Source organism: Pectobacterium araliae (genome assembly GCF_037076465.1).
Classification (GTDB): domain Bacteria; phylum Pseudomonadota; class Gammaproteobacteria; order Enterobacterales; family Enterobacteriaceae; genus Pectobacterium; species Pectobacterium araliae.
Genome location: NZ_AP028908.1, coordinates 3,022,098 through 3,042,531 on the forward strand (window position 1 = coordinate 3,022,098; position 20,434 = coordinate 3,042,531).

At 49.7% G+C, this 20,434-nt stretch carries 15 protein-coding genes, 1 tRNA gene and 2 pseudogenes; 7 read left to right on the forward strand and 11 right to left on the reverse strand.

Annotated features, from left to right (window positions below):
* Positions 1-27 precede the first annotated feature (27 nt).
* The 5 genes from gspF to AACH44_RS13800 all read right to left on the reverse strand — a co-directional run bounded on the left by gspF (position 28) and on the right by AACH44_RS13800 (position 7,683).
* A complete protein-coding gene (gspF, locus tag AACH44_RS13780; protein WP_338659288.1) occupies positions 28-1,254 on the reverse strand; it encodes a type II secretion system inner membrane protein GspF in 1,227 nt (408 codons plus the stop codon).
* A gap of 1 nt (position 1,255) precedes the next feature.
* The gene (gene gspE / locus AACH44_RS13785) at positions 1,256-2,752 is read right to left on the reverse strand and encodes a type II secretion system ATPase GspE (protein ID WP_261849718.1); all 1,497 of its coding nucleotides are present in this window, start codon (positions 2,750-2,752) and stop codon (positions 1,256-1,258) included.
* The gene (gene gspD / locus AACH44_RS13790; RefSeq protein ID WP_261849719.1) at positions 2,749-4,701 is read right to left on the reverse strand and encodes a type II secretion system secretin GspD; all 1,953 of its coding nucleotides are present in this window, start codon (positions 4,699-4,701) and stop codon (positions 2,749-2,751) included. The genes gspE and gspD overlap by 4 nt, the downstream gene beginning before the upstream one ends.
* An 88-nt stretch (positions 4,702-4,789) precedes the next feature.
* Positions 4,790-5,653, reverse strand: a complete 864-nt coding sequence (gene gspC / locus AACH44_RS13795) for a type II secretion system protein GspC (protein WP_261849720.1) — start codon at positions 5,651-5,653, stop codon at positions 4,790-4,792.
* Between the two features lie 50 nt (positions 5,654-5,703).
* The gene (locus tag AACH44_RS13800) at positions 5,704-7,683 is read right to left on the reverse strand and encodes a glycoside hydrolase family 28 protein (protein ID WP_261849721.1); all 1,980 of its coding nucleotides are present in this window, start codon (positions 7,681-7,683) and stop codon (positions 5,704-5,706) included.
* 576 nt (positions 7,684-8,259) lie between these two features.
* Here AACH44_RS13800 and gspB point away from each other — a divergent pair.
* Positions 8,260-8,838, forward strand: a complete 579-nt coding sequence (gspB, locus tag AACH44_RS13805) for a type II secretion system assembly factor GspB (protein WP_261849722.1) — start codon at positions 8,260-8,262, stop codon at positions 8,836-8,838.
* Here the strand turns inward: gspB and gspS are convergent.
* Together gspS and alaC are read right to left on the reverse strand one after the other, a co-directional pair.
* Positions 8,835-9,248 (reverse strand): type II secretion system pilot lipoprotein GspS, encoded by a 414-nt coding sequence (gene gspS, locus AACH44_RS13810; RefSeq protein WP_261849723.1) that lies wholly within the window; start codon positions 9,246-9,248, stop codon positions 8,835-8,837. The two genes, gspB and gspS, sit on opposite strands and share 4 nt — an antisense overlap.
* A 108-nt stretch (positions 9,249-9,356) precedes the next feature.
* Positions 9,357-10,598, reverse strand: coding sequence for an alanine transaminase (gene alaC, locus AACH44_RS13815; RefSeq protein WP_261849724.1), 1,242 nt, complete (start codon positions 10,596-10,598; stop codon positions 9,357-9,359).
* 397 nt (positions 10,599-10,995) lie between these two features.
* On the opposite strand from alaC, the gene dgcA reads away from it, so the two are divergent.
* Positions 10,996-11,976, forward strand: a complete 981-nt coding sequence (dgcA, locus tag AACH44_RS13820) for an N-acetyl-D-Glu racemase DgcA (RefSeq protein ID WP_261849725.1) — start codon at positions 10,996-10,998, stop codon at positions 11,974-11,976.
* Between the two features lie 42 nt (positions 11,977-12,018).
* Positions 12,019-12,879 (forward strand): D-amino-acid transaminase, encoded by an 861-nt coding sequence (locus AACH44_RS13825; protein ID WP_261849726.1) that lies wholly within the window; start codon positions 12,019-12,021, stop codon positions 12,877-12,879.
* Between the two features lie 80 nt (positions 12,880-12,959).
* Here AACH44_RS13825 and AACH44_RS13830 read toward each other — a convergent pair whose 3' ends face one another.
* Entirely contained in the window at positions 12,960-15,413 is a 2,454-nt protein-coding gene (locus AACH44_RS13830; RefSeq protein ID WP_261849727.1) for a DUF3772 domain-containing protein, read from the reverse strand.
* Between the two features lie 398 nt (positions 15,414-15,811).
* Here AACH44_RS13830 and AACH44_RS13835 point away from each other — a divergent pair.
* The 3 genes and pseudogenes from AACH44_RS13835 to AACH44_RS13845 form a co-directional block, all read left to right on the forward strand.
* A tRNA-Arg gene (locus tag AACH44_RS13835) sits at positions 15,812-15,888 on the forward strand.
* A 211-nt stretch (positions 15,889-16,099) separates the two neighbouring features.
* On the forward strand, positions 16,100-17,314 hold the full coding sequence (locus AACH44_RS13840) for a tyrosine-type recombinase/integrase (protein ID WP_261849728.1): 1,215 nt from the start codon (positions 16,100-16,102) through the stop codon (positions 17,312-17,314).
* Between the two features lie 188 nt (positions 17,315-17,502).
* Positions 17,503-17,628: pseudogene (locus AACH44_RS13845) on the forward strand (SymE family type I addiction module toxin); the annotation flags it as partial.
* Between the two features lie 66 nt (positions 17,629-17,694).
* Here the strand turns inward: AACH44_RS13845 and AACH44_RS13850 are convergent.
* Both AACH44_RS13850 and AACH44_RS13855 read right to left on the reverse strand, forming a co-directional pair.
* Entirely contained in the window at positions 17,695-18,225 is a 531-nt protein-coding gene (locus AACH44_RS13850; RefSeq protein WP_261849729.1) for an SMI1/KNR4 family protein, read from the reverse strand.
* Between the two features lie 3 nt (positions 18,226-18,228).
* Positions 18,229-19,422 (reverse strand): annotated as a pseudogene (locus AACH44_RS13855) (DNA/RNA non-specific endonuclease); the annotation flags it as partial.
* 95 nt (positions 19,423-19,517) lie between these two features.
* Between AACH44_RS13855 and AACH44_RS13860 the strand changes: the two are divergent.
* Positions 19,518-19,709: a type I toxin-antitoxin system SymE family toxin gene (locus tag AACH44_RS13860; RefSeq protein WP_261849730.1), complete on the forward strand. Its 192-nt coding sequence runs from the start codon at positions 19,518-19,520 to the stop codon at positions 19,707-19,709.
* Between the two features lie 66 nt (positions 19,710-19,775).
* Here AACH44_RS13860 and AACH44_RS13865 read toward each other — a convergent pair whose 3' ends face one another.
* Positions 19,776-20,207, reverse strand: coding sequence for a hypothetical protein (locus AACH44_RS13865; protein ID WP_261849731.1), 432 nt, complete (start codon positions 20,205-20,207; stop codon positions 19,776-19,778).
* Between the last annotated feature and the right edge of the window lie 227 nt (positions 20,208-20,434).

The window sequence follows — 20,434 nt, forward strand, 5'->3', positions numbered from 1 at the left end:
CTTTTCCTTGTTCAATTGTTGGTTCTCTTACGAACTCATTAACGTATTCAGTTGCAGGATCGGTTGTAAAATCGCCAATACGATAAACAGCACTACTGCCGCCATGCTGACGACCAGCAGAGGTTCAAATAACCCCAGTGCCAACGTCATTTGTGAACTGAATTCACGATCCTGATTATCTGCCGCCCGTTCCAGCATGCTGTCCAGCTCGCCGCTGCGTTCACCACTGGCAATCATATGGCGCATCATCGGGGGAAAGAGTGCCGTCTGTTCCAGCGCTTTGTGCAGGCTAACGCCCTCTCGTACCGCATCCGTCGCCAGAGAGAGTCGATGGCGGGCGTAATCATTGCTCATCACATCGCCGCTAATACGCATCGCCTGTAGCAGCGGCACGGCACTGGCGTTGAGAATACTGAGCGTCCGCGCGTAGCGTGCCGTATTCAGGCCGCGAGCGATACGACCAAGCAGCGGTAAATACAGCAGGCGTCGATGAAAACTAACGCGCCGTTTCTCCTGTCGCAACATCACGCGCAACGCCATAAACCCTGCCAACACCGCCAGCATGAACCACGGCCCAAACGCGCGCACGGCATCACTCATCCCCATCAACGCACGGGTTGAAAGCGGCAGCGCCTGCTTCATATGAATAAATTGTTCGACGACTTTCGGCACCACAACGGACAGCAAAATACTAACCACGGTAATCGCGACTACGGTTAGCACGCAGGGATAAATCATCGCCTGCTGGATGCGGCTACGCATCTGTTGACGCTGCTCGGTGTAGTCCGCCAGCCGGTTCAGCACGTCATCCAGATGACCGGACGTTTCACCCGCAGCGACCATTGCGCAGTACAAGCGCTCAAAGCTAGCGGGAAAACATTTCATGGCATCAGCCAGCGAGTGACCTTCCATCACCTTGCTGCGCACCGCCGCCATCAACTGGCTCAGATGCGGCTTTTCACTTTGCTTCGCCACGGCATCCAGCGCTTCTTCCAGCGGCAGCGATGCCGCCACTAGCGTAGCCAACTGGCGCGTCAACAATGCTAAATCTGAGGTACTAATACGGATCTTGCGACGTAGGGAGAAACCCGTAGCGCTGGATTTCTGCTGTTCGCCTCGGTTTTCATCAACCGACAGCGGCACCAGCCCGCGCTCCCGCAATAACTGACGTGCCTGTCTGGCAGAGTCGGCCTCCTGAGTGCCACGGCATTTTTTCCCCTGCGCATCCAGCGCCTGATAGTGGTACTGTGCCATCTCATTCCTCTTTGGTTACGCGGATCACTTCTTCCCAGGTCGTGAGCCCCGCCAGTACCTTATCCAACCCGTCCTGACGGATAGTGGTTCGATTCCTCCCCAGAATCTGCGCAATCGCCATTTCACCGTCACTGCGGTGGATCGCGGCGCGGACATCGTCATTAATCAGCACCAGCTCATGAATGCCGATACGTCCCCGGTAGCCGGTAAAGCTACACTGCGGACAGCCAACGGGATTATGCAGCAGCGTATCAGGCGCGATCCCCATCTGTTTCGCCTGGATTGGATCGACAGGTTGTGGCTGGCTACAGTCAGAACATAGCGTCCTGACCAGACGCTGTGCGAGTACACCCAGCAGAGAGGTTGACAGCAGGAAAGGTTCGACGCCCATATCCTGCAAACGAGACAACGCGCCCAGCGCACTATTGGTATGCAGTGTGGATAACACGAGGTGACCCGTCAGCGAGGCCTGCACAGCAATCTGCGCCGTTTCACCATCACGGATTTCCCCCACCAGCACAACGTCCGGATCCTGACGCAAAATGGCACGCAGCCCGCGGGCAAACGTCATATCCACTTTGGTATTGACCTGCGTTTGCCCGATGCCTTCCAGCTCATATTCGATGGGATCTTCCACCGTCATGATGTTACGTTCCGAAGCATTTAGGCGACTAAGCGCAGCATAAAGCGTGGTACTTTTCCCCGACCCAGTCGGGCCGGTGACCAGAATAATGCCGTGTGGGCGGTGGATCAGACTGTCCAGCAGTTGTCGATTGCGTTCCGACATGCCTAGCAATTCAAGATCGAGCTTAACGCTGTTTTTATCCAGCAAACGTAGCACAACACGCTCACCGTAATTCGACGGCAGCGTGGAGACACGCACGTCAACCGCCCGTCCTCCCACCCTCAGCGCCATGCGCCCATCCTGCGGGATACGCTTTTCCGCAATATCCAGCTTTGCCATGACTTTGATACGCGACACCAGCAGCGAAGCCAGCTTACGCTGTGGACGCAAGATCTCACGCAGTACGCCGTCAACGCGGAAACGGATCAGCAAATAACGTTCATAGGTTTCGATATGAATATCCGATGCCTTATTCTTGATCGCTTCGGTCAGCATGGCGTTAATGAGGCGGATAATCGGTGCGTCGTCGTCGGCATCGAGCAAATCATCGCTGTCTGGCAGTTCTTCCACCAGCGTATAGAAGTCCATCTCGTTGCCGATGTCCTCCATCAAGCGACGTGCTTCTTCCGAATCGCGCTGATAGCTAATGACCAATTGCCGCTCAAATTCTTCGTCCGTGACCCGCTCAATTCTGAGCGAACACCCAGCAACCCGACGCGCCTCCAACAACGCAGCCGCTGGTGTCTGCGCAACACAAATTGTCTGGAGGTTCGCATCACTATCCCCTTGCAACAGCAGAATTTGCTGCGACCGTGCATAGGCGAAAGGCAATATGGGGCGTAATTCTATCATCTGGGAGGCAACGTCACTCATTTCCCGCCCGCCGGATAGAACGCAACAATAGAAGACTGAACCTGACGGAACGTATAGGCATTTCCGCCTTCCGGCAAGCGCAGTAAATCGTTACTCAAAAGCCCCCCTTCACCACGACTCACGTCCCGCTGTTTATCTTCCTCAGCATTAAATGAGTGATATTTACTGGCAGAAGCGCTCTGATATTGGCTGCGATCGCGAATAATAGAAGGACGGATAAACAGCATCAGGTTACGCTTTTTCGTTTCCTGGCTGTTAGAACGGAACAAGTATCCCAGAACGGGAATATCTCCCAACAGGGGCACTTTACTTGCAGACTCATTGGTACTTTTATCCAGCAAACCGCCCACCACCACGGTTTCGCCGCTGCTAACCAACACCGCATTATTAACAGTACGCGTATTGAATGTTGCCCCTAGGTCGGTGCTGCTGCTAGAAGCCGCATCTGCCACGCTGGAGACTTCCTGTTCGATTTCCAGCAGAACGGAGTCGCCTTCGTTAATTTGGGGCTTCACTTTCAGTTTGATACCGACCGTTTTACGTTCCACCGTTTGGAAAACGTTGTCGCCGGATGTCGTCTGCGACCCCGCCAATACAGGTACTTCTTGACCAACGTTAAACGTTGCTTCCATATTGTCCAGCGTCACAATGCTGGGTGTTGCCAGAATATCGTTCTTGCTGTTTTTGGACAGTGCCGTCAGCAGCATGCCCCAGTTACCCTGATAGAAGCCGGCGGCAATGCCGTTGAAACCGCCAAGTGCACTCGTCGCTGCCGTACCAAGCGTTCCATCACGCCGATACTGATCCGATCCCGCCATCATTGTCGTGATCGGCAACCCGGTATTCGTGAACTGCGTTACCCCGGCATTCTTATTCGCCCACTGCACACCGAGGTTCATCCCATCGGCATCTTGTACTTCCGCGATGATCGCTTCGACCAACACCTGTGGACGACGGATATCCAACTGCGCAATCACCTGCTCCAGATCGCGCATAATGTCAGGCGCTGCGTTCACAATCAGCGAGTTGGTTTGCTCATGCGCCTTAATCGAAATATCTTTACGCAGCGCAGGCAGCGCATTTTGTTGGTCGGTTTGGATACTGTCGCCTACGCCCGTGAGCACTTCAACCAGATCAGTAGCCTTGGCGTATTTGAGATAAATGACTTTGGTGTTGCCCTGCACCGCCTGCTGGCGATCGAGCTGCTTGACCATATCGATAACACGCTGGCGTGAATTCGGTTCACCACGTACCAGCACTGAATTGGTTCGTTCATCGGCTACCACATTCGCAGTCAGCATACCCGGCAAGGCGGACTTCTCGTCCATCTTGTTCAATTCATTCACCATCTTCACGACTTCCGTTGAGGACGCGTAAGACAGTGGAATACTGGTGACATTCCGATCGCCCGTCTGATCAACCCGTTCGACGATCGTCATCAACCGCTTGATTACCCCCGCACGCCCAGTCATCAGCAACACGTTAGACGGCTCGTAATGCACCACGCTCCCAGCGCCCGCGTTGTCGTTCAACTGACGCAGCAGCGGCGCCAAATCACGGGCTGCCACATTGTTGACTGGCACCACACGCGTAACAACTTCATCGCCGACACCAGGTTGATCATCACTGGCCAGCGGCATCGACGTCGATTTCGCGTCTTTTGAGCGAATAATTTTCAATACATTGTTATCCATCGGGATAACAGTAAATCCATAAACATCCAGCACGCTAAGGAAGAACTGGTAATACTGCTCTTCGTTCATCATGTCGTAGCTGCGTACGGTAATCGTTCCGCTGACCGACGGATCGATAATCACCGTCTTATTCAGATTCTTACTGACAGTATTGATAAACTCTTGAATATCCGTACCCTTAAAGCTGGCGGAAAATTCAGCGCTCCACGCTAACGATGACGCCACTAGCAAAACACTCCCACCGAGCAATAACATGCTCTTGCGGCGTATATGACCAAGCCATTGGTTTTTATGCTTCGAAAAAACCTGACGCTTAAAAAATCCCTGTCCCTTGCTAAACAAATTAGTGGTCTCCATCCAGTGCCAGATATATATCCTGCTGTTGACCATCACGCTCGACGGTCAAATTAAATTTGCTCATCCCTGCCAATTGCGCCATTGCCTGCTGTGCCTGATCCGTATCACGTAAATCCATGCCGTTTAATGACACGGCGAGATCGTTATCCTGCAAGCCTGCGCGGTAGAAAAGATCGGGATTTTTGCCGGGGTTTAACTGATATCCTTTCAGTACGTCTTCTTCCGTGACGGGAGAAATGGTGAGGTAATCCTGCGCCGTAAAGGGGGCTTTTTGTATTTCGTCTTTCACCTGGCTAAAGGCGCCAGAAGACGGCGGTGCATCAGGCGCTTTTTCTTCCTGATATAAATGCAGCGCCTCATAGCGCCCCTGATACTGGAGCACGACACGATCGGCAGAGATAGTCACAATTTTAGCTTCATAGCCCGGCACCGCATCGCCGACGTTACGGCTATATTGCTGACTATCTTTAGCGATAATGGCAATCGAACGTTTAGTGTCTTCACTCGCCAACACCCCAGTCAGACTGATATTTAACGCTGACAGAGGAATATCACCAGATAATACGGCGTTGTTAACTGTGGAGGCATCCGCATCGGGAGCATGGCCAAACAAGGTAAAATCACCCGGCATAGCGGATTTTTCTTTCGCTTGGGCAGGCGTGACTGACGCGCCAGCAATGCGCGAGTCTTCAGGTAGGAGAAAACGCCAGGTCAGTACAGCCAACTGCTGACAAATCAGCAGTAAAATCAGCCCCAACACAATACGTCGAATCAAAGGCGCGGGCAGTGACCGGAGAGCGACAACCAGCGAATTAAAGGACAGCTCTTTGAAAGCTTGCAATCGTGCCATAGGTAATCATCCATAATACTCCCCACGCCCAACAGCGTGGGGAAAATGCCTTATTCCGTTGCGGCTTCCCGGGTGATGGTTTCATCACCGCTGGTCGTCAGCGCGGCATCATTATTTACACGGTCTTCAAGCCTGATATTTTCAATATGGCCGAAATTCCAGGCTCCCGGTACATTCTCAAAAATGACGTTCTTAAATTCACTGTTCTTCAGGAACGTGATATCCGTAACTTTTACATTTTTGAATTTTACATTCTCAAAATGCAAGCCTTGGTGATAAGCATCACGCCCAAAAGAGAACTTATACGCATCAGCCATCTCAGCCACAGTCATTCCGTCAACCTTGATGCTGTTTTTCTTTGCTGAACCATCAATCGTAACGTTAGAAACGGTCACATCGCGGAACTGCGCGGGTTCGGCAGCTGGCTGGGTATCGTTCACGTCCGCTTTATATTTGATAGTGAACACGAACGGCTCGTTGACAATATCACGCATCGCGTTATTACGGAATACCACGTTACGCGAGCCGCCACCATAATAGGGACGACTCTTCATACGCAAGCCAACATCCGTCTTATTCATTACGTTATCTTCAGCAACAATTTTTTCAATCCAGGCACCCGTGTGGCTACCCGTAACCACCGCACCATGCCCGCGACGGAAGTAGTTATTGAAGATCCAGGCACCGCTTTGCGCTTTTTGCCCCAGCGTCGTCACTTCGGCACCATACCCTGCTGCGAAGTTTACACTGTCATCACCTGTATCAAAAAAGTTATTGAATACCATGACGTTTTGGCTATTGCCGAATTCAATACCATCCGCGTTGTTGGCATCATACGTCGTATGAACTAACGCATTCATCGCCACATTTTCAGATTCCAGCACCATTACACCGTGGTAGGCAGGGTTCAGAATGGTCAACCCTTCCAGATACATGTTGCTTACGCCGCGCAGTGTCATCAAGCTGGAGCGGCGGTTTTTGTACGCGTCATCCAGTAGCATTCCTTCAGCAATAGCTTTGGCCGTTTGGTCTTTTGCCAGAATACCATCACTGGCAACATTGGTGGCTTTGCTCGCACGATAGAGCGGTAAATTGTTATTTAATTCATCAATTTCAGTAATGTTTTCGTCGCCAGATTTAATACCACGCGCCCAACCATTGCCATCAATCGTGCCTTGCCCGACGATGCGAATATTTTTAAAGGTGCCAGCATGGCTGCTACCCTGATCGTCCGCTTCCAGTACGTTAATCAGTGAAGGTGGGCGCTTAGGCAATTTAGGTGAACTGTAAGGGTAGAGATAGTAGCCACGGGCGAGTGGGTAATCGTCACCGTTTGCCGATCCCAACAACGTTGCGCCTTTCGCAACCTCAAACGTCATATCGCTATGCAGGAACAGCGCCCCCGTTTTAAACGTCCCCCCCTCAACTACGACTTTACACCCTTTCGGATAGGCGGCTGGCGTACAGTCATCAATTGCTTTCTGAATCGCCAATGTATCGTTTGCTACCCCATCCCCTTTCGCGCCGTAGTTGGTCACATTCAGTGAAGCTGGCGTAGCCGTCGTTTTCTGCACGACCGTTTCACTATCCACGGATTCTTTGCCGTCGTCATAAAGCGCACGCACAGTGAAACGGTATTCCGTTTCCGGCGACAGGTTAGCCACCTTGAAATTATGGAAGCTGACTCGAACATGCCAGTTAGTGGTATCGATCGAATTGTAGAAATTATCGATATAAGGCTTGGCTGGCGAGTGGGTGTTCAGGTTATCAATGGTTCCGCCCAACAAGGTTCCGTTCATATAGACACGATAATCTTTAATGCCTGCGGCAGGTTTAGTCGGTTTTTCCCAAGCCAGTACCACGCTGTTATCATCATAGGCCAGCGTCGGCACCTTAAGATTCTGCGGCGCAGCGGAACGATCGACACCGACATTTGGTGCTCGGTCGCTATCGCCGCATCCGGCAATCAGGCCGCTCAAGACAACTGTCGCGCAGAGGGTAAGACGAGTACGGGGTAAAAAGTAATTCATCGCATTTCCTGTATTTTTACTATTATTTTTCCCGATATGCCTCACCCTGCGGAAAATTCATTACCGCAGAATGATTGATATTGGGCAGAGAGATTACAGATAGCTATTTCAATAAAAATAATGTGTTTGTGTTAATGACGATAACTACGGGAGAGATTTAGTGGCAAATTGACACCTTCCTTATTGATAAGGAAATAGCGCAATACTTATAGTAAGAACCACATAATAACGCAGCTAATTTAGCCCTCGGAATGGTTAATTAAATGATTAGGGTTTCTTCGAGTTTATTGACTATTAACCACCAAAAAGAAACACAATGCCTACAATGGTAAAACATTATTTCATTAAATCAAATCCGCACTTTTTTTTTGCGACCTGCATCAAGGTTCCATCCGTGATTATTATCATTACTATAGTTTTTAATCAAAATGAAGGGGTTGTCACATAACCGAGAAACTCGGTTTTTAGTTCTTTCTATTTTTTGCAAAATAAGGCAGATGACATCATCCGTTTGCACAACTTTCGTTTATGATGTGATGCTACACGGTCTAAGGATAGATAATTAAGGATTAGCGCGTGGACAACGCACCGGACGCACCAACACACTCACAACCTGCATTACTTGCCAGATACCCGATGCCCGGTTACCTGATGGTGGTTTATGCTTTGCTTTTTATCGCGCTAGGCTGGTTCAGCCACCAGCGCTGGGGTAGCCCTACGGCTTCCCCGACAACCACTCTGGCCGTTCACGCCGCGGCTTTGCCTACGAGCGAGGGAAAAACGCCAGCAACTCCCACGGTTACACCTCATCAAGAAGAGGCGCATGTCGATATCGATAAACCAGCACTTCCTGAGAAAAAGACCATGCTGCCATTACCTGCCATCAGCAATGGCGACGTTCCGCCGCTGATCTACAGCGCACATGTTTATACGTCCGACGAAGCCAAACGCAGTATCACACTCAACGGCCTGCAATTTCGTGAAGGTGATTCGCCAGTAGAAGGACTAACCATAGAACAGATCCAGCAAGATATGACGATTTTCAGCGTAGAGGGCGAGGCATTTATTCTGGAAGCGCTGGAAGACTGGCCGGGCGGAAAATTCAACGAAAATGAACGTTCCGCCGACAATGAAAGTGGAAGCGACGCGTCTTAGCCGTGATTGCGCATGGCATCAATAAACGGCGTCAACGTACGGTTAAATTCCGAACACTGCGCCTCTTTTGGCGTGCTGTCTTTTAATAACCCTTGATACAGGCTTTCACTGCGCTGCGGTAAAGCTTGATAGTTCGTAACATTCCAGCCTCTTTGTTTCGCCACAGCGAATGCCACATTGGCAACTGTCGCATCATCGGGAAGATCGCTACGATTACATTTCGATTTAAGGTATCGGGTGGCGGCGACCAATGACGACAGCTGATTCAACTGATCGTTAGGAGAGACCGTTACCGCAGAAGACGGGTCTGCCACGGTTCCTTTGTGGGCAGACGTTCCTGTTTGTTGACACCCGGCCAGCGTGACGCACAGCAGCGTTAACGCAGAAAATTTAGACAGAGATAACGACATGACAAACTCATCCTGATTGAGATTAACGGTAGGCATTCTAGCAAATGATAAGCCGCTGTCACGGCATGTTTATGTCGCTCCCAGTCAGACGACTGGGAGCCGAAAATATCAGGCAGCAGTGCCCTTTCCTGATAAAGATTTAGTCGACGGTAAAATACCATCGGCGCGAAACATCGTCTTAATACCGCGTACCGCCTGCCGAATACGATCCTGATTTTCGATTAAAGCAAACCGGACATGGGTATCGCCATAATCGCCAAAACCAATTCCCGGTGAGACGCACACCTTTGCCTCCGATAGCAGGCGCTTGGCGAACTCCAGCGACCCCAAATGCGCATAGGCATCAGGAATTTTCGCCCACACGTACATCGACGCTTTCGGTTCATCTACCATCCAACCTGCTTCATGCAGACCGCGCACTAAAACGTTACGGCGCTGTCGATACTGCTCAGCAATATCACGTACACATTGCTGATCGCCTTCCAACGCGGCGATTGCGGCAACCTGCAACGGCGTAAACGTACCGTAATCGTGATAGCTCTTGATTCGTGCTAGTGCGTTGACCAGCTCAGAGTTTCCGACCATAAAGCCAATACGCCAGCCTGCCATGTTATAGCTTTTTGACAGCGTGAAGAACTCTACTGCAATGTCCTTTGCGCCGGGAACCTGCATGATCGACGGCGCCTTCCAGCCGTCGTACACAATATCGGCATAGGCCAAATCATGGATCACCAACACATTGTACTGTTTCGCCAACGCCACCACGCGCTCAAAGAAATCCAGTTCGACGCACTGCGCCGTCGGGTTCGACGGGAAGCCAAGAATCATCATTTTCGGCTTCGGAATACTCTCGCGGATCGCACGTTCCAACTCATTAAAGAAATCGACGCCCTCCACGAGCGGTACAGAACGCACCTGGGCTCCAGCAATCACCGCACCATAAATGTGAATCGGATAGCTCGGATTCGGCACCAGCACCGTATCACCATGATCCAATGTTGCCAGCATCAGGTGCGCCAGCCCCTCTTTGGAACCGATGGTGACAATCGCTTCGCTTTCAGGATCGATATCAACCTCATAGCGATCGGCATACCAGCGAGAGATCGCACGGCGTAAGCGCGGAATGCCTCGGGATGTCGAATAACCATGGGTATCTTCGCGCTGTGCAACCGTACAGAGTTTTTCCACGATATGAGGAGGCGTCGGGCCGTCAGGGTTACCCATGCTGAAATCGATAATATCTTCGCCACGACGACGCGCAGCCATTTTTAATTCAGCAGTGATATTAAATACATACGGGGGAAGACGATCGATGCGCGTAAAACGGCGCGGAGAAGTAGAATCAGCCATAACATCCTCAAATTAACGTGAGCGCCCGGACCGTCCGAGCGACGCAGTGCCTGTAAAAAGGCACTCTATTCAACCTCTTTCAAATTGCACGAAGCTAGTTTTCGTTGGACACGGCGTTCACTGAGCACCGCTGTCGTTAACCACAAGAACACGTGCAACCTGAAGTATGATGAACCTATTCACGCTATCTTAGATAATTCACGCTGTCGATACCCGTTCATAAATTTTCTCAGTCTGGAATTAAACCTTATTTATTTCTGACTAAAATTGCGAAAGATGAAGAATATATACAGGAAGAGGCATTACACTTTACAACCCGATCTGGCCTTCTAAATAAGATGCTTAAGCTCGGGACTCAAAATGGTTGATTCGGGATAATTGATTCAAGAGTAAGCTTATGACCGAGATGCGACATTTCACCGAAAGCTGGCCAATAGAGGGCGCATTTACCATTTCACGCGGCAGCAAGCGTCAGGCCGATGTCGTTGTCGTGGCGCTCCAGTCCGATAACACGATGGGCTATGGCGAGTGCGTCCCCTATTCACGCTACGGAGAATCCCTTGATAGCGTAATGGCTCAGCTCATGTCACTGAACAGCGATGTTCGTAATGGTTTAGACCGAGAGAACTTGCAAACCATCCTACCAGCCGGTGCAGCGCGTAATGCACTCGATTGTGCGTTCTGGGATCTAGAGTGCAAACAACATCAGCAGCGCATTTGGCAGCGCCTGAATCTTCCTTTGCCTACCGCGCTAGAGACGGCCTATACGCTATCGCTTGATACACCAGACCGTATGCAGCATGCTGCGACGCAAAATGCCAGTCGACCCCTTCTCAAGTTAAAACTGGCGGACACAGACGATCTGGCCAGAGTGGCCGCCGTTCGCGAAGGCGCACCATTGGCTCGCCTGATTGTAGATGCCAATGAGGGGTGGGATATCGAGCGCTATCTGATGCTAATTCCTGAACTCGTCGCGCTTGGCGTTACGATGATCGAACAACCTTTCCCCGCGGGTAAGGATGATGTACTGGCAGATCTGCCTCGCCCCATTCCCGTCTGTGCCGATGAATCCTGTCATGACAGCCAGTCGTTGTCCGCACTGATAGGCCGCTATGACATGATTAATATCAAGCTGGATAAAACAGGTGGACTGACTGAGGCTCTGCGTTTGCGAAAATACGCACAAGAGCAAGGTTTAAAAGTTATGGTCGGCTGCATGGTAAGCACATCGCTGTCGATGGCGCCCGCATTTGTCGTGGCACAGGGCGCGACTGTGGTCGATTTGGATGGCCCGCTGCTCTTACAGCGCGATCGCAATAACGGGTTGCATTATAACGGTAGCGAAATATTACCGCCCAACGCATTATTGTGGGGATAACGCGTATTAACCTGCATTGAGCAACTATTAAGGAGTGTTGTGATGCAACGTCTTGTTTACGTTGATGGACAGTATTTAGAAGAGAATGAAGCAAAAATTTCCGTATTTGACCGTGGTTTCCTGTTTGCCGACGCTGTCTATGAAGTGACCGCGGTAATCAATGGCAAGCTGGTTGATTTTCCCGATCACATCACTCGCCTGCAACGCTCCTGCCGTGAATTATCGCTTACGTTACCCGTCACGACTGAGGCGCTCAAAGATATTCACGATGAACTGATCCGTAAAAACGATCTGCAAGAAGGTGCGATCTATTTACAGCTTAGCCGCGGCAATGCGGGCGATCGTGATTTCTATTTCCCTTCTGCGGACGTCAAATCCACGCTAGTTTTATTCACTCAGGCTCGTTCGCTGGTCGGCAACCCTAAAGCAACAACGGGGTTACACATTGTCACCACCGAGGATATCCGCTGGCACCGCCGGGATATCAAAACCGTCAGCCTGCTCGCAGCCAGCTTGGCGAAAGAGTATGCCCACGCCAATAAGGCCGATGATGCCTTCTTTGTCGAAGATGGCTTCATCACCGAAGGGAGCTCTTGCAACTGCTACATCGTCCTGCATGACAACACGGTGGTAACTCGACCGCTTAGCAACGATATTCTGCACGGTATTACACGTCAGTCGCTGCTCAAACTGGCAGAAAAGGATGGTATTACGCTAGAAGAACGCTGTTTTACACCAGAAGAGGCGTATCACGCCAAAGAGATTTTTGTCAGTTCAGCCACCATGCTTGTCCTCCCTGTCGTTATGCTGGATGGGAAAACGATCGGCGACGGCAAGCCAGGTCACATTACTCAACGACTGCGTGACATCTATCTCGATATGATTAAGCAGCAGGGAAAATAGCTGCCATTCACGCTCTGTGAACACGGCATAGATGTTCATCCGTTATCCGTTCAATGCAGGATAACGGATGGTTGAGTAGATTATTTATCCTCCCCCGAGATGCTATCAGGCAGCGCTAACCCCGAATTTTCCAGCACCATCTTCTGCGGCACAGCCAGCGGAATGTTTGAGGCCCGTAACCGTTTGATGATCGCAAACAACAGGTCGCTTTTCGCTTCCGATACCATTCTCGGGCTACTGACATAGCCCGTCACACTCAACACCATGCCCGTCGGGTTCAACTGGCTGAATTTCACTGACGGTGCGGGTGATTCCAAAATCGCATCGTGGTTGATATAAGCATCCAGCAGCAAGGATCGGACTTCTTCAGGATCGATATCCAACGGGAACGTCAGCGCCAGCGTCGCAACCCCAAACGGGTTCCCCATGGTAATATTGCGCACGTTCTGTGAAATAAATTGAGAGTTCGGCACAATTACCGTCGAACGGTCGCCCAGTTGAATTTCCGTCGCACGCACATTAATCCGACGGATATCGCCTTCAACCCCGCTGATACTCACTGAATCCCCGACTTTTACCGGACGCTCCGTCAATAGAATCAGACCAGAGATAAAATTCTTCACTATCTCCTGTAAGCCAAAACCGATACCCACCGACAGTGCGCTGACAATCCACGCCAGCTTGTTCCATTGAATCCCCAATGTCGCCAACGTTAGCAGAATAATCAGGATATAGCCGATGTTGCTGAACAACGTCACCAGCGACGCTCGGATTCCGCGTTCTAACGTTGTTTTAGGAAGAAACTCGTCCTCCAGCCAGCGTTTTGTAGAGCGTAAAACATAAACCCCCACCACCAGAAAGAGCACAGCATTGACCAGATGAGCAGGCACGATACTCAAAGTTTCCAGCCCTTTCCCCCCCCAGATTTCAATGGCTTTTTGCACCAGTTCCAGAGGCGTAGTCGTGCCAAACGTGCCGTTCAATAAGGCAACCGCCGCCATCAAGATTAAAAAGACTTTACCGCCAGCCGACAGAAGCAATGTGGCCTGAGCCAGATGCCGATCGTCCAGATTAAGCGAGTTCTTCATCCGCTTGCCGCAGGCATTATTGGGAGAAAAGAGGCTTTCGCAGATGTCGGTAATAAACGTTGAGAACAAATATAGGCAAGAGAACACCATGCCAATCCACACCAGTTCGAATGCCAGAAAACGAGCCAGTGAGATATAACCGATGACCAAAGACACCAGAATTGAGAATGACGTCGCCAATACCGCAAGGTGGATAACGCCAGATAGCGTTGAGCGCGCTTCCGGCTGCTCCCCGGAATGCACCATATGCCGACGAATTTGATCACTTTTCAGCGTGATCGTCCCTGCAGTGAAGGCTAAGAACAGTGCAGATAAACCGTTCACCATAATGGTTGCCGCTACCGATGTCCCTACCGTTACCGTCACTTGTTCAATAAAGCCGAAGATCAGAATAATACCGGCGGCAACCACAGGGAATGGCCTCATGGCCTTTGCGACGGGATTAGCAATTGCAGGTAAACGCCAAGAAGGGCGTTGATTTGACAAGAATGCTCGCCCCAGCCCGGCAATCATCGAACAAAAGATGGCCTGTCTCACCAGCGTATCAAGGAACGATACGACGCGTTCTGTCGCCTCACCATGACGCGTGAACGTAAAATCAATCAGGTTCGCCGCAATACCGATCGTGACTACGGTTGAAATAACCGATGCTGTCGCTAAAAAGCTTCGTCGCAAACGTCCTTCAGGTAACCAGTGGATTCCCGCCCAGGCCAGATACTTTTCCAGATACCGTCGCCCTGCCGAACTCATAGCCATTGCGATCAGAATCAGGAAGGCAGAACCGTAACGCCAGTCCGGTTCCCAGGCCACCATAAAAGCATCGCTTAATTGATCTTGAAAAGTACTCAGACGGCGAACATCCTCGGCCTGCGGCGCTACAAGTGGTGCCCAAAAACGCCCGCCCAGAATGCTGCCTGAATTCAATGCCAGCTGTGTTTTCAGCGCGCTACGTCGCAGAGTAACAATTTGCGCCGACAGATTAGCCGCACTCGTGCGTAAAGCCTGAGTTTGTTCGAGCTGCGCATCCATTTTTGCTTTTTGCGCATTCAGACTGTTGCGCTTACGCGTCACTTCACTGGTTTCATTAAGACTGGAACCAGACTCTGGCGCGGGGCCTAATACATCCAGTTGAGCCTGTATTTGAGCACGTAGCGGCGCAACCGTATTAGAAAGCTCGTTGGCACTATTCACCAATTCCTGCGTCGTGTCATTCAACGCACCAAATTTGCTGTCGTTATTCGTGCCTGAAACTTGCTGTTTGATGCTATCTAACTGTTTTTGCAGCTTGATCAACTCAGCATCAACATTAATTTTTACTGGAGCCTCAGTCTGAGCGGGCCGTGGGTCGGGATCAGAACCCGCATTCGCCGCCGCTGCATATCCAGCAGGCAGCATTAACACCGTCAATAGACAAATGCGTAAAAATGCGGATGAAAAAATGTTCATAAATCAAAAGGTTCCAAAGTTCGACGAAATAGCGAAATCATCAATAGCCAAGCAACGACCCCAACACATGAAAGCTGCCCGCACTTACCCAAAGTCCAACGAGTGCGAACATAGTGTACCAACAGCGTAGGACACAGAATATGCCTGTTCATAACTTGAAAAGAATTACTGAACGCATCCAGCAGATAAAACTGAAACTTTCATTACTATGTGTAATTTATGTGGAGAGCGCTCGCAATTGTGCAAAAATTTCACACCAGAAAAAGCAATATTCGCCAAAGTTGTACAGGGATTCACCGTATAGCGTAAATCCCGCGCCAACCCGTTGACTCACTGGGACGTGTGGGTATAATCCAGCCCACTGTTGCGACAAGCAACAGCCATTTCTTTTTTGAAATGCGCCCTTAGCTCAGTTGGATAGAGCAACGGCCTTCTAAGCCGTAGGTCACAGGTTCGAGCCCTGTAGGGCGTACCATTTCGAAGTAAACAGACGTCAATCGACGTCTTTTTTTATTCCTAAAATTCAGTGAATTAGCTATAAATTCGCTGATTTCAGTCAACCAGACTCTACCGACATCTCCGTACATCAAGTAGGATTTGTTGGTATAAGTGATGGTACAAGCCCGTTCAATGAATTCTTATACCAACAGCCAGCGTATGCCGACACCTCAATATGGAGATCTGCTATGCCACTCACCGATGTAAAAGTCAGAAGTGCCAAACCAGAAGACAAGGCTTATAAACTTACCGATGGTGAAGGGATGTATCTGATGGTCCATCCTAATGGCTCAAAATACTGGCGTCTGCAATACCGCTTCGACGGCAAACAGAAAACACTGGCGCTTGGGGTATATCCTGAAATTACCCTGTCTGAAGCACGGCAACGCCGTGATGAAGCCAAACGCCAGATTGCTACCGGGACTGACCCCAGCGAACAGAAGAAGGTGGACAAACAACTGCGCCAAACGCTCGTTGATAACACCTTCAAAGCTATCGCACTGGAATGGCATGAATATAAGCGCCCTAACTGGTCGAAGGGCTACGCTGAAGACCTGATGGAAGCGTTTGAGAACGATATCTTCCCTGATATCGGCAAACGCCCTGTTGCTGAGATCAAGCCGTTGGAAATGCTAACCACGCTGCGCAAACTGGAAAAACGCGGCGTACTCGACAAGTTGCGTAAAATTCGCCAAGCCTGTAATCAGGTATTCCGTTACGCGATCGTCACTGGCCGGGCTGAAAACAACCCAGCGTCAGAACTGGCAAGCGCCCTTCCGCCCCCCAAAGCCACGCACTACCCTCACCTTCTGCCAGATGAACTGCCGGATTTTCTACGCGCGTTATCAACTTACTCAGGTAGTAAGGTCACGCAACTGGCAACTCGTATCCTGATGCTTACCGGCGTTCGCACTATCGAATTACGACAAGCCGAATGGAAGGAGTTTGATTTCGAAAAAAGGCTCTGGGAAGTGCCGAAAGAACGCATGAAAATGCGCCGCCCTCACCTCGTTCCTCTCTCCGATCAAGTGATCGATGCTCTACAACAGCTCCAGGCAGTTACCGGGCGATACAATCTGGTTTTCCCTGGACGTAACGACATCACCAAACCGATGAGTGAAGCCAGTATTAATCAGGTACTGAAACGGATTGGTTATCACGGCAAAGCGACAGGCCACGGCTTTCGCCACACCATGAGCACCATATTGCACGAACAAGGCTATAACACCGCTTGGATCGAATTGCAGCTTGCTCATGTGGATAAAAACACTATTCGTGGGACGTATAACCATGCGCAGTATCTGGAACAACGAAGGGGAATGTTGCAGTGGTATGGGGATTTTATTGATGGGCTGGAGCATGAGGATGCGAGGAAGGTTGTGGTGATGGTGAAACGAAAGTAGGCAAAAAATTATTGGCCGGAATTATTCCGGCTTTAGTGCAGCGTGCATGTAGTTCACTGGTTTCCCCCAGTGTCAGGATAGATGTCACTGGGGGCGGTCGTCATACTGGTAATGCCACTGGTGGCCGCTGCCGTCGGTAAAGGTGCTGACCAGTCCGGTATCACCCAGATAGGCAAATTCCACCACCCAACCCGCCGTCAGCGATTAACCTCAAAGGCCGCTGGCTGGAAGAGTCGGGTTTTATGACCGGGATGCCGATAACAGTGACGGTTGAGCGGGGAAGGATAGTGATTGAGACGGAGATTAATCTGTGAGCATTGAACTAAACAGCAGGTAAAATAAAGCCGGAAGGATCGTGAGGATCATTCCGGCTTTATTTTCTAATATTTCTCAAAAATGATATTATCAGGAGGAAAGTTATTAGGTAACGAGTCTGGTTTTATTTTCATTAATAAAATACCAGATAATAAAGACGTTATATTTTCATCAAAATATTCTATATCAGGGGATCTAGATGCAACTATTGCAGTTCCCCATGCATCACTGTTTTTTAGATCGGAAACAACCCAAAAAATATAATCACCATTATCCGATACACCTATTGGTAAAAGTCCGTTTTTTTCTGGATAAAGATTATATTTAAAATAGTCAGGGTCTTCATTGTTAAGGTAACTAAAGCCCTCAATAATTAATTTTTTTTGCTCAAAAAAATTAAGATCATGATTTTGAGTAAATGGACTAAATATCGCAATAAAATTAGCAATTCGTCCCGTACCATAGCTACTGATAAACTCAACATAGTCATTAGGAAATGTAATGCTTTCATCTATAGAAGGCCAAGCATCACCGCTACCAGACTCATTAGGAAAAGCAGGTGGAACTAAAATGCTATTTAATTTAGGCATGGTCATGATTTACATTCCTGGAGGATTAAGAAGAGTAACGCTTTCAAAGAAGCCGCCACTACCTTGAGCATTCATTGTTATACCCGCAGGTATTCTAGAAGGACCTTTATAGATAGGCGTTACCGATACATCAACTATTTCCCCTCGTTCTAACGCTTTTCTTATACGTCCTTCGATACTGCTCATATCTGGGGTATTCATTGGACGATGTTGAATAGTAACCAAATTACGTATATCATCGCCGGAACCGCCCAATTGCCGCCCTAACAAATGTCCACGAGCACGATTAGAACCTGCTCCTGTAATAAATCCAGGTGGTTGAATGGCAGGGTTGGCATGCGTACCTGTATTTATATAGCTTGAATCTAAGCGAGCTTTCACACCAGTTGGGCGACCCAGGTGATCCAATTCACCGTATCGTGTATTACAACCAGCCAACCCAAACGGATCAACCCAGCAGACCGGATTCTGAACGTAAGCGTAATTATTCTCTCCCCCCAATACCCCTATCGGGTCAGGCGAGACATAGCATCCACCACTCGGATCATAATAGCGAAAACGGTTATAACATAGCCCGCTTTCGCTGTCACGGTATTGCCCGGCAAACGCCAGTCCCGGATCAAGACTTTCAATATTATCTGTATAGCGCTGGCCCCATAAGTTGGTGCGCGGAGCCTGCCAGCGCAGTTCGCCTTGCGGATTAAAAACTGCCTGCGGTTCACCATTATGGCCGCTGGTGACAAAGTCCGTTTCCCAACTACCGTCTGTATTTTGCCGCTGTTGTACCAGCAGCTCCCAGCCGTTATGCACCCAGTGACGGCGGCTGATAAGTTGGTTGTCGCGGTAGTGACGCACTTCAGCTATCTGGTCGCCGTCCCACAGGTAGCGGATATCTTCACGGGTCTGGCCGCAGCGCTTGCCGATGCGTCGGCCAAACGGGTCATAGCGGTAGAACCAACGCTCTCCGGTCGGCGTGTCCACGACTCTAAGCTGGTTACGGCTGTCCCAGCGGTAGTGCCACACCTGTGGCCGGTAGCCCGGCTGCACCACCTGTTTGCGTATCAGCCTTCCGGCCTTGTCGTACTGGTAGTGGGTGTTGTCCTGTTGGGTCAGGCGTCCGGCCTGCCAGTCAGTCAGCCTTGTCGCGTCCTGTGGCAGGCCACTGCGGGTGTAGCGGTATTGTTCTTCAGTATCCGCGCTTCTGTGGCGAGCGACATCGTGAGTCAGCGTCAGCTCCACACCGTCTGGTGACAGTATCTGACGCAGTTCACCCGCACGCGTTGTCGCTGAAAGTGCCGGTGAGTGCGGTGGAAAAAACAGCACGTTACTACACGGTGGGATACGCCCCGCATAACGGGAAGCCCAACCTGCCGTCAGCGATTAACCTCAAAGGCCGCTGGCTGGAAGAGTCGGGTTTTATGACGGGGATGCCGATTACCGTTACGGTGGAACGGGGAAGGATAGTGATCGAGACGGAGATTAATGTCTGATCGTTGTACTAAACAGCAGATAAAAAATAGCCGGAAGGATCGTTGGGATCGCTTCCGGATTTTTATTTATAAATTATTATCAATAGACATCACGTATTTTTTCGCTTTTACTGACAAAAGCAAATCATTTCCAATGAAAACATATCCTACTAACTCATTATTCTCATTAATCTCTTCATAGACACCAGGATGAAGCTCTGTGCCATTAAGATAATTAGATAAACCAGAGTTTTTGTCAGTGCAATAAAAGAAGTCGAAAATTTTAAAGTCAAAATTAGCTATTCTATACCCAGCATTATTATAAACTTCATCGGGCATGTCTGACTCGTCATGTAACTCGTTGCATTTAAGGTAACTGTTAATATCTTTTTCTCGGCTATCGGTACCTAAAAAAACCAAAAAATGTACATTCAAATAGCTTCCTAAATAAGAAAAAAATGGTTCAGATACACTTTCCATAACCCATGGGAATTCAATATTTTTTAGTGAAAAATTCATTTAACCAACCTTATAACATCAAGAATAGTGTTGTTGTTCGGTCCTGGGGTAATAGGGATGGATAATCCAGGCATAGAGAACACTTCACCTCGTTGCCTTAGAGGTATTTCCTTCAATCTATTAAGCAAAGTCTCTGTAACTGGAACTTCTTTTAATATTGTTGGCTTCATTCCCGCCGCAGATATTGCCGCGAGAGTCCTATTGCTCTCAGCTATTCTTTGGCCTGT